General features: G+C 65.4%; 12 protein-coding genes. 11 read left to right on the forward strand and 1 reads right to left on the reverse strand.

The window, feature by feature from the left end; translation table 11 throughout:
• Positions 1–7 precede the first annotated feature (7 nt).
• The 4 genes from QCE62_RS17355 (at position 8) to QCE62_RS17370 (ending at position 4,849) form a co-directional block, all read left to right on the forward strand.
• Entirely contained in the window at positions 8–802 is a 795-nt protein-coding gene (locus tag QCE62_RS17355; RefSeq protein ID WP_309920862.1) for an enoyl-CoA hydratase/isomerase family protein, read from the forward strand.
• 254 nt (positions 803–1,056) lie between these two features.
• Positions 1,057–2,076, forward strand: coding sequence for a TRAP transporter substrate-binding protein (locus QCE62_RS17360; RefSeq protein ID WP_309920865.1), 1,020 nt, complete (start codon positions 1,057–1,059; stop codon positions 2,074–2,076).
• Positions 2,076–3,962 (forward strand): TRAP transporter large permease subunit, encoded by a 1,887-nt coding sequence (locus QCE62_RS17365; protein ID WP_309920868.1) that lies wholly within the window; start codon positions 2,076–2,078, stop codon positions 3,960–3,962. The genes QCE62_RS17360 and QCE62_RS17365 overlap by 1 nt, the downstream gene beginning before the upstream one ends.
• Positions 3,959–4,849 (forward strand): amidohydrolase family protein, encoded by an 891-nt coding sequence (locus tag QCE62_RS17370; protein WP_309920872.1) that lies wholly within the window; start codon positions 3,959–3,961, stop codon positions 4,847–4,849. The genes QCE62_RS17365 and QCE62_RS17370 overlap by 4 nt, the downstream gene beginning before the upstream one ends.
• Position 4,850: 1 nt before the next feature.
• Here the strand turns inward: QCE62_RS17370 and QCE62_RS17375 are convergent, their stop codons facing one another.
• Positions 4,851–5,657: an FCD domain-containing protein gene (locus tag QCE62_RS17375; protein ID WP_309920874.1), complete on the reverse strand. Its 807-nt coding sequence runs from the start codon at positions 5,655–5,657 to the stop codon at positions 4,851–4,853.
• A gap of 144 nt (positions 5,658–5,801) precedes the next feature.
• On the opposite strand from QCE62_RS17375, the gene QCE62_RS17380 reads away from it, so the two are divergent.
• The 7 genes from QCE62_RS17380 (at position 5,802) to QCE62_RS17410 (ending at position 14,359) form a co-directional block, all read left to right on the forward strand.
• Complete coding sequence (locus QCE62_RS17380; RefSeq protein WP_309920877.1) at positions 5,802–6,686, forward strand: NAD(P)-dependent oxidoreductase; 885 nt, start codon at positions 5,802–5,804, stop codon at positions 6,684–6,686.
• Entirely contained in the window at positions 6,686–7,624 is a 939-nt protein-coding gene (locus tag QCE62_RS17385) for an amidohydrolase family protein (protein WP_309922864.1), read from the forward strand. Before QCE62_RS17380 ends, QCE62_RS17385 begins: the two co-directional genes overlap by 1 nt.
• A 49-nt stretch (positions 7,625–7,673) precedes the next feature.
• On the forward strand, positions 7,674–8,975 hold the full coding sequence (locus tag QCE62_RS17390; RefSeq protein ID WP_309920880.1) for an MFS transporter: 1,302 nt from the start codon (positions 7,674–7,676) through the stop codon (positions 8,973–8,975).
• 30 nt (positions 8,976–9,005) lie between these two features.
• On the forward strand, positions 9,006–10,211 hold the full coding sequence (locus tag QCE62_RS17395) for a CoA transferase (protein ID WP_309920882.1): 1,206 nt from the start codon (positions 9,006–9,008) through the stop codon (positions 10,209–10,211).
• A 34-nt stretch (positions 10,212–10,245) separates the two neighbouring features.
• Positions 10,246–11,718 (forward strand): NAD-dependent succinate-semialdehyde dehydrogenase, encoded by a 1,473-nt coding sequence (locus QCE62_RS17400; RefSeq protein WP_309920885.1) that lies wholly within the window; start codon positions 10,246–10,248, stop codon positions 11,716–11,718.
• Entirely contained in the window at positions 11,715–12,629 is a 915-nt protein-coding gene (locus QCE62_RS17405) for a LysR family transcriptional regulator (protein ID WP_309920888.1), read from the forward strand. The genes QCE62_RS17400 and QCE62_RS17405 overlap by 4 nt, the downstream gene beginning before the upstream one ends.
• 611 nt (positions 12,630–13,240) lie before the next feature.
• The gene (locus tag QCE62_RS17410) at positions 13,241–14,359 is read left to right on the forward strand and encodes an FAD-dependent monooxygenase (RefSeq protein WP_309920891.1); all 1,119 of its coding nucleotides are present in this window, start codon (positions 13,241–13,243) and stop codon (positions 14,357–14,359) included.
• Positions 14,360–14,377 lie beyond the last annotated feature (18 nt).

Consider the following 14,377-nt stretch of genomic DNA (forward strand, 5'->3'; position numbering starts at 1 on the left):
ACACGGCATGACTCAGACCGATGCAAGCAGCGACGGCGACGTCCGTCTCGTCATCGAGGGCGCGGCGGCGCACGTGGTGTTCGACCGCGTGGCCGCGCACAACGCGATGACCTGGCACATGTACGAGCAACTCGAAGCGATCTGCGAACGCCTCGCCGCGTCACGTGACGTGCGCGTGGTGACGTTTCGCGGCGCGGGCGGCAAGGCCTTCGTCGCGGGCACCGACATCCGGCAGTTCGGCGCGTTCGAAAGCGGCGAGGACGGCGTGAACTACGAGCATCGCATCGAGCGCATTCTCGGCGGCATCGATGCATTACCGATGCCGACGCTTGCCATCGTCGATGGCTGGTGTGTGGGCGGCGGGCTCGCGATTGCCGCCTGTTGCGACCTGCGCATCGCAACGCCCAACGCGAAGTTCGGCGTGCCCATCGCGCGTACCTTGGGCAACTGCCTCGCGATCGGCAATACGGCGCGGCTCGTCGCCGAGTTCGGCATCGGGCGCGCCAAGCGCATGCTCGTGCTGGGCGACATGCTGAACGTGGATGACGCGCTGTCCGCGGGCTTTGTGTTCGAAAGCTGCGAGCCGGATCAGCTCGATACGCGTGCCGCCGCGCATGTGGATCGGCTCGCGCACAATGCGCCGGTCACGATGCGCGTGACCAAGCAATCCATCTCGCGCATGCTCGCCGCTCTGCCGCTGCAAGGCGACGATCTCGTGCGCGAGTGCTACGGCAGCCGCGATTTTCATGAGGGCGTCGCGGCGTTCACGGAGAAGCGGCCGCCGGTCTGGACGGGCGAGTGACGCCGGGCGGCGCGCTCCTCGCTCACTCTCTCACTTTCACGCTCAAACACGCGACGCGCGGGCCGCAAGGTCAGCGCGTCGCTTTCGCACGTCCGTCATCCGCACGTTCCCGCATCGCAACTACGGGAAATACCGTAGATTTGCCGTACCAACTTATATGATAACTTCGTCATACAACAAAGCGGTTGCCATCGGAAGGCGATGACGGGCTGCGGTTTTGCAGGCTGCATCGCCACAGAATAAATGGAGACGACATGCAATCAGTGACGCGGCGCAGTTTCCTCAAGACCGTTTCCGCGGCGACCGCCGCCGGCGCCATGACGGGCTGGTCGGGCAGGGCCAGCGCGGCGGAGTTCCGGCTCAAGTACGCAAACTTCCAGCCTGTCACGCATCCGATGACCGTGCGCGTCAAGGAGATGGCGCAGAAGATTCGCGAGGAATCGAACGGGCGCATCGAGTTGCAGGTCTTTCCCAACGCGCAGCTGGGCTCGGATGTCAGCATGTTTTCGCAGCTGCGGGCGGGCTCCATCGACTTCCTGACGTACTCGCCGCTCTCGCTCGGCGTGATGGTGCCGGACGCGCAGATCAGCGGCGTCGGCTTCGCGTTTCCGGACTATGACGCAGTGTGGAAAGCGATGGACGGCGCCCTTGGCGCCTACGTCCGCCAGAAGATCGACGCTACGCCGCTGTTCGCCTTCGAGAAGATATTCGACGGCGGTTATCGCCAGATCACCACCAGCACGCGCCAGATCACGCAGCCCGACCAGTTGAAGGACCTGAAGATCCGGGTGCCGTCGAGCCCCTTGTGGACCTCGGTGTTTCGCGCATTCGGCGCGTCGCCGACGACGCTGAGCCTCGAAGAGGTGTACTCGGCGTTGCAGACGCACGTGGTGGACGGGCAGGAGAATCCGCTCGTGCTGATCGACACCACGCGCTTCTATGAAGTCCAGAAATACTGCGCGCTGACCAATCACATGTGGGACGGCTTCTGGTTCCTCGGCAACACGGCGAATTTCAAGAAGCTGCCGCCGGACATGCAGGAGATCGTGCGCCGCAATGTGAACGCCGCCGCGCTCAAGGAGCGCGCCGACGTGAAGGCGCTCAATGATTCGCTGATCACACAACTGAAGGGGCACGGCTTGCAGTTCAACGAAGTCGATCACGCGGCGTTCCGCGATCGCCTGAAGAGCGCGGGCTTCTATGCCGACTGGAAGAAGCGCTTCGGCGACACGCTGTGGGCGAAGCTCGAACAATACACCGGCAGGATCGGCTGATGCAGAGCGCCGTCTACAAGAAAGGCGAGGCGGCGCGTCATCCGCTGCAGCGCATGCTCGTCTGCGCGAGCCGCGCGGCGATGCGGCTGGCCGGCGCGCTGGCCGCGTTGCTCGTGGTGGCCGAAACGGTGATCCTGTTCGCGGGCGTGGTGGCGCGCTATGCGTTCGATGCGCCGCTCGTCTGGTCGGACGAACTCGCGTCCATCCTGTTCGTCTGGCTCGCGATGTTCGGTGCGGCGCTCGCACTCGATCGCGGCGAGCACATGGCGATGACCGCGCTCGTCAGCCGGCTGCCCGCGCGCTGGCAGACCTGGTGCCGCACGGTCGCTGCGATGCTGGTGTGCGTGTTCGTCGCGCTGATCATCGTGCCGGCCATCGGTCACGCGCAGGCCGACATGGCGATCACCACGTCCGCGCTGGAAATTCCCGTGGGCCTGCGCACGGCGGCGCTGCCGGTTGGCGCGATCCTGATGCTGATCGCCTCGCTCGCGGTGCTGGTGCGTGAAAGCTCGCCGCGTCAGCTGGCGCTGGCCTTCGCCGTGCTGGGCGCGATCGGCGCGGCGTTGTGGTTCGCACGTGAACCGCTGGCCGCGATGGGCAATTACAACCTGCTGGTGTTCTTCGTGCTGCTGCTCGGCATGGCGATCGCGGCCGGCATTCCCATTGCCTTCGCGTTCGGTGTGGCCACGGTCACGTACCTGAACCTGGCGGCAGGCATCGACGTGAGCATCGTCGTGAATCGCATGGACGAGGGCATGTCGCAGATGATCCTGCTCGCCGTGCCGCTGTTCGTGCTGCTCGGCGCGCTGCTCGATCTGTCCGGACTGGCGCGCGCGCTGATCGAATTCATGGCGGCGTTGATCGGCCATCTGCGCGGCGGCCTGCAATTCGTCCTCCTGGTCGTGATGTTCCTCGTCTCGGGCGTATCGGGCTCGAAGGTAGCCGACATGGCCGCCGTCGCGCCCGCGCTGTTTCCCGAAATGAAAGAGCGCGGCTGCGATCCGCGCGGACTCGTTGCGCTGCTGGTCGGATCGGCGGCGATGACCGAGACCATTCCGCCGAGCATCGTGCTCATCACCATCGGCGCCGTATGCGGCATCTCCATCACCGCGCTGTTCACCGGCGGCCTGCTGCCCGCGTGCGTCGCGAGCCTGGCGATTGCGGCCGTGGTCTGGTTCAAGACCCGTTCCGAACCGAAAAGCCTGTTCCGCCGTGCGCCGCCGCGCGAGATCCTGCGCGCCTTCCTGGCCGCGTTGCCCGCGCTCGCCCTGCCGGTGCTGATCCGCTCGGCCGTGGTCGAAGGCGTCGCGACCGCGACCGAAGTGGCGACCGTCGGCGTGGCCTATACGATTGTCGCGGGGCTCGCGCTGCATGCGTTTCGCCGGCATATCGAGTTCCGGCGGCTGTATCCGATCCTGATCGAAACCGCCAGTCTGTCGGGAGCCATTCTGTTCACGATCGGCATGGCGACGGCCATGTCCTGGGCGCTGACGCAGTCGGGTTTCTCGGCGTCGCTGGCCGCGTTGATGGAGAGCGTGGCGGGCGGGCGCATCGGCTTCCTGGCCATTTCGATCGTCGTGTTTCTTGTGCTCGGCAGCGTGCTCGAAGGCATTCCGGCCGTCGTGCTGTTCGGTCCGCTGCTGTTTCCGGTGGCGCGCGCGCTCGGCATCGGCGACGTGCACTATGCCATCGTGGTCGTGCTGTGCATGGGCGTCGGCCTGTTTGCGCCGCCCTTCGGCGTGGGCTTCTATGCGGCGTGCATGATCGGCAAGACCTCACCCGACGGCGTAATGCGCGGCGTCGTTCCGTATCTGCTCGCGCTGCTGCTGGTGATCGTGGTGGTCGCGTTCGTGCCGTGGATTTCGACCGGATTCCTGCCGACATGACCCTGCCCATCTTCGACGCCCACCAGCACTTCTGGGACACGCGCCTTAACACCTATCCGTGGCTGTGCGGCGAGACCATCGCGAACTTCCGCTATGGCGACTATCGCCCGATCCGGGCGCCGTACCTGCCGGAAGATTACCGGCGCGACACACAGCGTTTCCGGCTTGCGGGGAGCGTGTATATCGAGGCGGAATGGGAGCCGCGCGATCCGCTCGGCGAAATGGAGTACATCGCGGAACTCCGGCGGCGGGAAGGCTTGCCGAGCGTCGCCGTGGGACAGGCGTGGCTGGATCGCCCGGATCTCGACGCGACGCTTGCGGGACTGACGCGCCATGCATTCGTGCGCGGCATCCGTCACAAGCCCCGCGCCAATGCCGCGCCGGGCATGAGCGCGGCGGGCGGCATGAGCGACGCGGCGTGGCGCGCGGGTTATGCGCGGCTTGCGCAACACGGCCTGCATTTCGAATTGCAGACGCCGTGGTGGCATCTGCACGAAGCGGCTGAATTGGCGCGCGATCATCCGGATACGCGCCTTGTGCTGAATCACACCGGTCTGCCCGCCAATCGCAGCGCCGCCATGCTCGCGGCGTGGCGCGATGCCATGGCCGAGCTCGCGCAATGCGATAACGCGTGGGTCAAGATCTCGGGTCTGGGTCAGCCCGGCATGCCGTGGACGGCGGAAGCGAACGACTGGATCGTGCGCACGACCATCGAACTGTTCGGCGCCGGCCGCTGCATGTTCGCGAGCAATTTCCCGGTGGACAGCCTGTGCGCGACGTTCGACGAAATTTATGACGGCTTCTTCGAGATCGTGCAGGACATGAGCGAGGCCGATCAACGGCGCCTCTTCCATGACAACGCAGTGGCGTTTTACGCGCCAGCCTGATTCACCCCTTTGCACCACGCGCCGGCTTTTCGATCACCGTATCGAGCCGCGCGCGCGACAGCCGTTGCGCGGCCGCGCCGCGGTCGCCGCTCCAGAAACTGCGATCCACCTGCTGGATGCGCATGGCCGTGCGCTGCATGTGCGCGTGCGCCGCCTGACGCGCGGCGTCGGGGTCGCGCGCCTCGATCGCGGCCGCGATGGCTTCGTGTTCCGCGCGGACGTCGTCGGCGAGATCGGCGCGGCGCGCCTCGTTGGTCCGCGTGATGCGGATGGCGTCCTGGAGCGCGTGCGTCAGCATCGACAGGAGCTCGGTGAAGTAGGGATTACCCGCCGCGCGTGAAATGGCCAGATGGAATTCGAGGTCGGCCTCGACGCCGTCGCCGCCTTCGGCCACCGCGCGGTCGATGGCCTTGAGCGCACGCCGGATCACGCTCATTTGCGCCACCGTGCGCCGCTCGGCGGCCAGCGCCGCCATCTCGGCCTCGATGCCGCGCCGCAACTCGATGATGCGCACCACGCCCGCCGCCGGATTGAGCTCGTCGCGCGCGAGGCGGAACACCTGCGCGGCCTTCGGATCGAGCACGATGGTGCCGCTGCCCTGGCGCGTGTCCACGAGCCCCTCGGACTTGAGGCGCGAGATGGCCTCGCGGACCACCGTGCGGCTCACGCCGTACTGCTCGGTCATGAACTTCTCGGTGGGCAGGCGCGCATTCACCGGGTAGTAGCCGCTGCGGATCTGATCCACCAGCAGCCGCGTCACGCGGTCGGCGAGGGTGGATTCGTCGTTGTTCATCCTGGCGTCTTGCATGATCGGAAGCGATGAGTTCGGGTCACTCGATCATAACATCGTCGAGAAATTCGCTTGACAAATGTGTCGTATAAATTTGTACTATGACTTTGCGATGCGAGTCAGTCGTCTCGCATGCACCGACAACATACACCAGGAGATGGCATGAAGCAGATTGGCGTGATCGGGGTAGGGATGATGGGGCATGGTATCGCGAGCAACATCCAGAAGCACGGCTATGCACTGAACGTGCTGGAACATCCCGGCAACCAGCCGCTCGATGCGCTGCGCGCGGCGGGTGCGCGCACCACGGCTGATCCGAAGGCGCTCGCGGCTTCGGTGGATGTGCTGATCCTGTGCGTCACCGGCACGCCGCAAGTGGAGGACGTGCTGTTCAATCGCGGCGTGCTGGAGGCCTTGCGTCCGGGGACGGTGGTCATCGACTGCTCGACGGCCATTCCGGAATCGACCATGCGCATTGCGGCGGCGGTGCAGGACGCCGGCGCGCGCTTCCTCGATGCGCCCATGACGCGCACCCCGAAGGAAGCCGCCGAAGGCCGCATCAATCTGATCGTCGGCGGCGAGCGCGCGGTGTTCGACGAGTGCCTGCCTCTCTTGCAGACGTTTGCGGAGAACATCGTGTATGCGGGCGAGGCGTCCTCGGGGCATCGGCTCAAGCTGCTGCACAACTTCGTCTCGCTCGGCTTTTCTGCCGTGCTGGCCGAAGCCGCCGCGTGTGCGAACCGCGCAGGCGTGTCCCCCGACGTGCTCATCAGCGTGCTGGCGGCGGGCGGCGGCGACGGCGTCGTGTTCAAGCGATTGAAGCCGTTCATCGAGTCGGCGGACAGTTCCGGCTTCCGCTTCTCGATGTCGAATGCGCTCAAGGACATGAGCTATTACGTCGCGATGACGGGTGAAGTCGGCGCCGCGCATACGGCGGCCAGCGCAGTGCGGGAGGTGTATCAACAGGCCGTGACCGAAGGCGGCGAACACACGCCGGTGCCGGAACTGATCGCGCTGCTTACGGGCAACGTCGAGCAGGCCGCGTGATGCAGGCGGGCGCGCCGCGTAACGCATTGGGCTTCGACTTGCCGATCCTCGATGCGCACCATCATTTCTTCGATCTGTCCGACGGCCACTATCCGTGGCTCACCGACGCGTATAACCCGGACTTCTTCCTGGGCGATTACCGCGCGATCTGCCGCGACTTCCTGCCTGCGGACTATCGCGCCGCGACGGCGGGCTTCGACGTGATCGGCACGGTGCACATGGAAGCCGAGCGCGCCCGCAGCGAGCAGACCCGCGAGAACGATTTCCTTGCGCGACTGAAGGCGCATGAAGGCTTGCCGTGCGCGGCGGTCGCGCATGTGTACTTTACCCAGGACGATGGCGAAACGGTGCTCACCGCGCATGCGGCCCATCCGCTCGTGCGCGGCGTGCGGTCGAAGCCGGTGACGGCGCCGGATGCGGCCTCGAGCGTGCGTGGCCAGCCCGGCACGATGCAGGACCCCGCATGGCTGCGCGGCCTCGCCTTGCTCGCGCGCTTCGGTCTTTCGTGGGATTTGCGCGTGCCGTTCTGGCATCTCGAGGAAGCGGCCGAAGTGGTGCGCGGCATTCCGGATACGACGGTAGTGCTGAATCATCTCGGCCTGCCGCTGGACCGCTCGGAGCAGGGGCTTGCCGTGTGGCGGCGCGGCATGCGGGCGCTTGCCGATTGCCCGAACGTGCACCTCAAGGTTTCCGAACTCGGTCTGAAGGGCGGCGTGTGGGACAGCGCTAGCAACCGGCGCGTGGTGCGCGAAGCCGTGGACATGTTCGGCTATGAGCGCGCGATGTTCGCGAGCAACCTGCCGGTAGGCGGTCTCTCCGCGAGCTTCACGCAAATGATCGCCGATGTGACCGACGCGCTGCCCGATGCCACTGAAACACAGTTGCGCGCGCTGTTCGCGGAAACCTGCCGGCGTGTGTATCGCGTAGACGCCCCGTGAAGCAAGCCTTTCCCAACGCATGATCATAAAGAAAACCCAGGAGACGAACATGCAGGCAATCGACGAGAACCGGCTCTTCCGGAAGATATCCACGCGAATTCTTCCGGTCCTCATGCTGGCGTTTTTCTTTTCCTATGTGAACCGCGTGAACGTGGGTTTCGCCAAGCTGCAGATGGCGAGCGACCTGCATTTCAGCGACGCGGTGTACGGCTTCGGCGCGGGCATTTTCTTCGTAGGCTACTTCCTGCTGGAAGTGCCCAGCAATATCATCCTGCACAAGGTGGGCGCGCGGCGCTGGATCTCGCGCATCATGCTGACATGGGGGCTGCTCTCGTGCGCGACGATCTTCGTCAAGACGCCGATGCAGTTCTACGGGATGCGCTTCCTGCTCGGCCTCGCCGAAGCGGGCTTCATTCCGGGCGCAATCTATTACATGAGCCAGTGGTATCCGGGCGCGCGGCGCAGCCGGGCATGGGGCGTGTTCTATGTGGCGCTGGCGTCGTCGGGTCTGTTCGGCAGTCTGGTATCGGGCGCGATCCTGCACTACATGAGCGATCTCGGCGGATTGCGGGGCTGGCAATGGCTGATCCTCTGCGAGGGTATTCCAACCTTGCTCCTCGGCGTGTACATCTGGTTCCGCATGAACGACAGCATCGCCAACGCGTCCTGGCTCTCGGACGACGAAAAGCGCCATCTGCAAACCGTGCTCGCCAGCGAGAACCGCCACAAGCTCGAAACGGGCTTCGGCGCGCTGCTCGCGAGCGGCCGCATCTGGGCGCTGATCGCCATCTATTTCGGCTTCACGATGGGCCTCTACGCAATCAGCTTCTGGATGCCGACACTCGTGCAACGCATGGGCGTGAAGGATGCGCTGAGCATCGGGCTGCTGACGGCGATCCCCAGCGCCTGCGCAATCGCCGCGATGGTGCTGATGGGCCTGAGTTCGAGCCGCCGCAAAGATTTGCGCTGGCATCTGACGATCGCCTATGTCACCGGCGCATTGGGCTTCGCGCTGTGCGTCGTCTGGCAACATCAGCCGGTGCTCGGGATCATCGCGCTGTGCCTGGCGAACATGGGCGTGTACTCTATTCCGGCGCTCTTCTGGGGCTTGCCCACGGCGCTGCTGACCGGCGTCACGGCGGCCGCCGGCATCGCGCTGATCAACGCGATCGCCAATCTGGCGGGCTTTATCGCGCCCTATCTGATCGGTTATCTGAATACCGTGACGGGACGCACGGACGTGGCGCTGATCGTCGTCGGCGCGTGCCTTGCGCTCGGCGCGGCGCTGGTGCTGCTCGTCACCCGCGAAAGCAGACTGGCCGCGGGTGGCGTCGACCGGCGCGCGGCCTGAATCATCGAATCGAACTGAAAGGAGACAGACATGGCAGGACCTTTGAGCGGCATGCGCGTGATCGAACTGGCGCACATCATGTCGGGACCCGTGTGCGGAATGATGCTTGCCGACATGGGCGCCGAAGTCATCAAGGTGGAAAAGATTCCGCTTGGCGACGATTCGCGGCGCTTCTCGCCGATGCTCGATAACGGCGAATCGGCTTCGTTCATGATCGTCAACCGCAACAAGCGCGGCATCGGCCTCAATCTCAAGACGGAAGGCGCGCGCGAAGTGCTGCGCAAGCTGCTCGCGAGCGCGGATGTCGTCACGGAGAACTATCGCGAAGGCACGATGGAGAAGTTCGGTCTCGGCTACGACACGCTGAAGAAACTCAATCCGGGTCTCATCTATTGCTGCATCTCGGGCTTCGGACGGACCGGTCCGTGGGCGGGCAAGGGCGGCTTCGACCTGATCGCGCAAGGCATGAGCGGCATGATGAGCCTGACCGGCGAGGAAGGGCGGCCACCTGTCAAGGCCGGCTCGCCGGTGGCGGACATCAACGCCGGTATCCTGGCCGCGCTCGGCATCTCGGCGGCCTACACGCACAAGCTGAAAACGGGAGAAGGGCAGGTCGTCGATACGTCGCTGTTCGAGGCCGCGCTGCAGCAGATGTACTGGCCCGCCGCGAGCTGGTTCGCGCAAGGGACCCTGCCGAAGAAGATGGGCTCGGCCAACACGACGAGCGCGCCGTATCAGGTGTTCGCGTCGAAGGACGGCTGGATCAACATCGGCGCGGCGAACCAGAGCAACTACGAACGCCTGCTGGCGGTGCTCGACATGCCGCAACTCGCCGCCGACCCGCGCTTCGCCGACAACGCCGGACGCATGGCCAATCGCGACGAACTCGTGCGCCTGCTGACCGAGCGCCTGATGACCCGCACGACCGACGAATGGATTCGCGCATTCGACGAAGTGGGCCTGCCCGCCGGTCCCGTGCTCGATGTCGCGCAGGCGCTGGAGCATCCGCAGGCGCAGGCGCGCGGCATGGTGGTGGAGTCGCATCATCCGCTCGCGGGCGACGTGAGGGGCATCGGCCTGCCGATCCGTTTCTCGGGCGGCAATGCGTCGCAATCGGGACTCGCCGCGCCCTTGCTCGGACAGCACACGCGCGAGGTGCTGCGCGAGATCGGCTATGCCGATCAACAGATCGACGCGATGCACGAAGCCGGTACGGTGTTCGCGCGCGGCGCCTGAAGCGGGATCGCCGGACTCATCACAAGGAATTCGCATGTTTCTCGAACTGACGCGACCGGAGCTCGTACGCACGGGCAATCTGATCGATGGTAAATGGAGCGGGGCGGCCGAAGACGGGCGCTATCCGGTCATCAATCCGGCCAGCGGCGAGCGCTTCGCCGAGGTCCCCGACAGCACGCCCGCCGATGCGCGCGCCGCGACCGATGCCGCCGCGCGCGCATGGCCCGCCTGGCGCGCGACGCTGCCGCGCGAGCGCGCGGCCATCCTGCGCCGCTGGCATGGGCTGATCCTGGAGAACCTGGAAGATCTCGCGCGCATCATGTCGACCGAGCAGGGCAAGCCGCTTGCCGAGGCGCGTGGCGAAGTGCGCTACGGTGCGTCGTATGTCGAGTGGTTCGCGGAGGAAGGGCCGCGCGTGTATGGCGACCTCATTCCTCAGCAGCAGCGCGGCAAGCGCATGAGCGCGGTGAAGGAGCCCATCGGTATCGTCGCGGCGATCACGCCGTGGAACTTCCCGCTCGCGATGATCGCCCGCAAGATCGCGCCCGCGCTCGCGGTCGGCTGCACGGTGGTCGCGAAACCCGCCGAGGACACGCCGCTCACCGCGCTGGCGCTTGCGCAACTCGCGCTGGAAGCCGGCTTGCCCGCAGGCGTGCTCAACATGATCTCGGCGTCGCGCGAACGGGGCGTGGCGGCGGTCGCCGACTGGCTCGCCGATGCACGTGTGCGCAAGATCACCTTCACCGGCTCGACGGCGGTCGGCAAACATCTTGCGCGTGAATCGGCGGGTACGTTGAAGAAGCTGTCGCTGGAACTGGGCGGCAATGCGCCTTTCATCGTGTTCGACGACGCCGATCTCGATGCGGCGATCGAAGGGCTCATGGCGTCGAAGTTCCGCAACGGCGGGCAGACGTGTGTGTGCCCGAATCGGGTGTACGTGCAGGCGGGCGTCTACGATGCCTTCGCGCGCAAGCTCGGTGAGCGCGTGGCGGCGCTGAAGGTCGGGCCTGCCACCGACGAGACCGCGCAGATCGGTCCGATGATCAACGCGCGTGCGGTCGAGAAGATCGCGCGTCACGTCGGCAATGCGCTGTCGCTCGGCGCACGCGTGCTGACCGGCGGCCGCAGGCTCGATGCGATCGGTCCGAACTACTATGCGCCGACCGTGCTGCTCGACGCGCAAGACGGCATGGCCGTGTGCTGCGAGGAGACCTTCGGACCGGTCGTGCCGCTGTTCCGTTTCGAGCAGGAGCAAGACGTGATCCGCGCCGCGAACGACACGCCTTACGGACTTGCCGCCTACTTCTACACGCGCGATGCGCGGCGCATTCATCGCGTGTCGGCGCAACTGGAGGCGGGCGTGATCGGTGCGAACGAAGGCGCGGTGTCGAGCGAGGCGGCGCCGTTCGGCGGCGTGAAGGAATCGGGTTATGGCCGCGAAGGATCGCGCTACGGGCTCGACGACTACCTGTGCGTCAAGTATGTGTGCGAAGGCGGGCTCGATTGAACCGGCATGTCGATCTGAACGATCTGCGCGTGTTTCATGTGGTCGCGCAGAAGTCCAGCTTTGCGGCGGCCGCTGATTTTCTGTCGGTGTCTCCCGCTTATGTGAGCAAGCGCATCCGGTTGCTGGAAAGCGCGCTGGATGCGCCGCTGCTGTTTCGTTCGACGCGGCGCGTTGCGCTCACCGAAGCCGGCGAGCGGCTGTACCGGCGCGCGCAGAAGCTGCTCGACGATGCGGATCAACTGCTCGACGATGTGTCCGGCGTCAAGCACGCGCCGCGCGGCATGCTGCGGATTTCCAGCAGCTTCGGCTTCGGGCGGCGGGTGGTCGCGCCGGTGCTGGCGCGCTTCATCGAGACTCATCCGCAACTGAACATGCGGCTCGATTTGTTCGACCGTATCGTCGATGTGGCCGCTGAAGGTTATGACCTCGATATCCGCGTCGGCAATGACATCGCGCCGCATCTGATCGCGCGGCGTCTTGCGACCAATCACCGGATTCTATGCGCTGCGCCGGAGTATCTCAGGGCGCGCGGCACGCCACGGAGTATCGGCGAGTTGCAGGCACATGAATGTCTGTGCATCAAGGAGCGGGATCATCCGTTCGGCGTCTGGCGTTTCGTCGTGAACGGCGAGGACATGCGGGTGAAAGTGAGCGGCGCGCTGGCTTCGAACGATGGCGAGGCCGCGGTGCAGTGGGCGCTGGCCGGGCGCGGCGTGATGCTGCGCTCGATCTGGAACGTGCGGACCTATCTCGACGATGGCCGGCTGATCCAGATTCTGCCGGAAGTCACGCAGCCCGCCGATGTATTCGCGGTCTATCCGTCGCGGCTCGCGACCTCGGCGCGGGTGAAGGCTTGTGTCGAGTTTCTGGAAGGGGCGTTCGGGGGCGGGGGCTGGTCGCCGGGCGGGTGACGTGCCGAGGTGGTTCCGGGGCTCTGGCGGCGTTGCTGTCAGATCAAGTCCTGGCCAACACCGCGAATACAGCCAATACAACTCAATGCACCTCGCACTGAATCCGACAGGTTTCCCAGACTCACAAAAGCGTAGTCGGGCGTTGCTGCGCCGGATGTTTTCTGGCAGGTCCGCACCGACCCGTTCCCGAACACACTCGCGCAGCAATCAACAGGTTGCGCGTTCCGGTGTGCGAAACCACGCGAACGCAACGTGATGCGAGTCCGCGAGTGAAGGCAGGGGGCGTGTTGACAAGAGCGGCCGACGCCCTGGCAATTCCGGCGCGGGCGACGGACCCATGTACGCTCACTCCATGCGCGCCCTTGCGCGTACTTCGCAAGCAGTGACGCGCGTCTTCGACGCAGGCGCGCTTGCCTGTCTACGATCTCTCCAACATCGCAAAAGGCTGTCGTTCGTCTCGAGCGAACGGCATTTCCGGGCACGTCTAGCTTGGCCTTTCATGATGAGCTTTCCCTTGCGATCGAAGCCAAACTGTCACAGAATGATTGTTCATTTTCGTTCGTAATGTTCATAAATGAACGATTCAATGGCGAGTCCAGGCGAGGAAGAGCATGAATATCGGGATCATCGGCGGCGGAATCGGCGGGTTGGCGGCGGCAATCGCGCTGCAACAAGCGGGACATCAGGTAAGCGTGTTCGAGCAGGCCGAGCGCTTTGGAAGGGTCGGCGCGGATATCAACCTGACACCGAATGCGGTACGCGCGCTCGACGGTCTGGGTGTCGGCGTACAGTTGCGGGAAACGGCGGCGCGTCCGAACGCGCGTATCAGCCGGATGTGGGACACGGGCGAAGAAACCTCTCGGCTCGCGATGTCGGATGAAGCGGAACGCAAGTACGGTGCGCCCCAACTGACGATGCACCGCGCGGACGTCATGGCCGCGCTCGAGCAGGCCATGGCGCCCGGCGCACTGCACCTCGCCAAAAGAAGCGTCTCATTCGCCGATGCAGACGGCCAGGCAGGCGTGACGTTCGCGGACGGCTCGACGCACGCTTTCGACCTGCTGGTCGGCGCCGACGGCATCCATTCCAGCGTGCGCAAGTTCCTGTTTGGCGAAGAACACCCTCAGTTCACCGGCATCGTGTCATATCGCGCGGTGGTGCCCGCCGAACGCCTGAGCGGCAGCAATCCTGGCGCGTTCGTCAAATGGTGGGGGCCCACCGACGATCTGCAGATCGTCACGTTCCCGCTCGATCGCGGCCGCAATGTGTTCATATTCGCGACGACGTCGCAAGCCGACTGGACGCACGAATCGTGGACCACGCCCGGCGATGCTGACGCGTTGCGGCGCGCCTATGCAAACTTCCATCCGCAAGCACGTGTACTGCTGGACGCTTGCGACACCGTGCTCGCGTCGGCCCTGTATGTTCGCGATCCGTTGACCAGTTGGACGGGTGCGCGCATGGCGCTGCTCGGCGACGCATGCCATCCGATGATGCCGTTCATGGCGCAAGGCGCGGGCATGGCGATCGAGGACGCTGTTGTGCTGTCTCGTGCGCTCGAGGGCGTCGAAGCCAGCGGGCTCGGCGCGGCGCTCTCGCGCTATGAACGCGCGCGCCAGGAGCGCACCGCCAGGATCCAGATCGGCTCGCGTGGCAACAACTGGCTGAAGACAGGCGGCAATGCCGACTGGGTTTACGGATACGACGCGTGGTCCGTGGCGCTGCCATGAGCCTCCTGCGCACGACTT

Source organism: Caballeronia sp. LZ033, assembly GCF_031451265.1.
Lineage (GTDB): Bacteria > Pseudomonadota > Gammaproteobacteria > Burkholderiales > Burkholderiaceae > Caballeronia.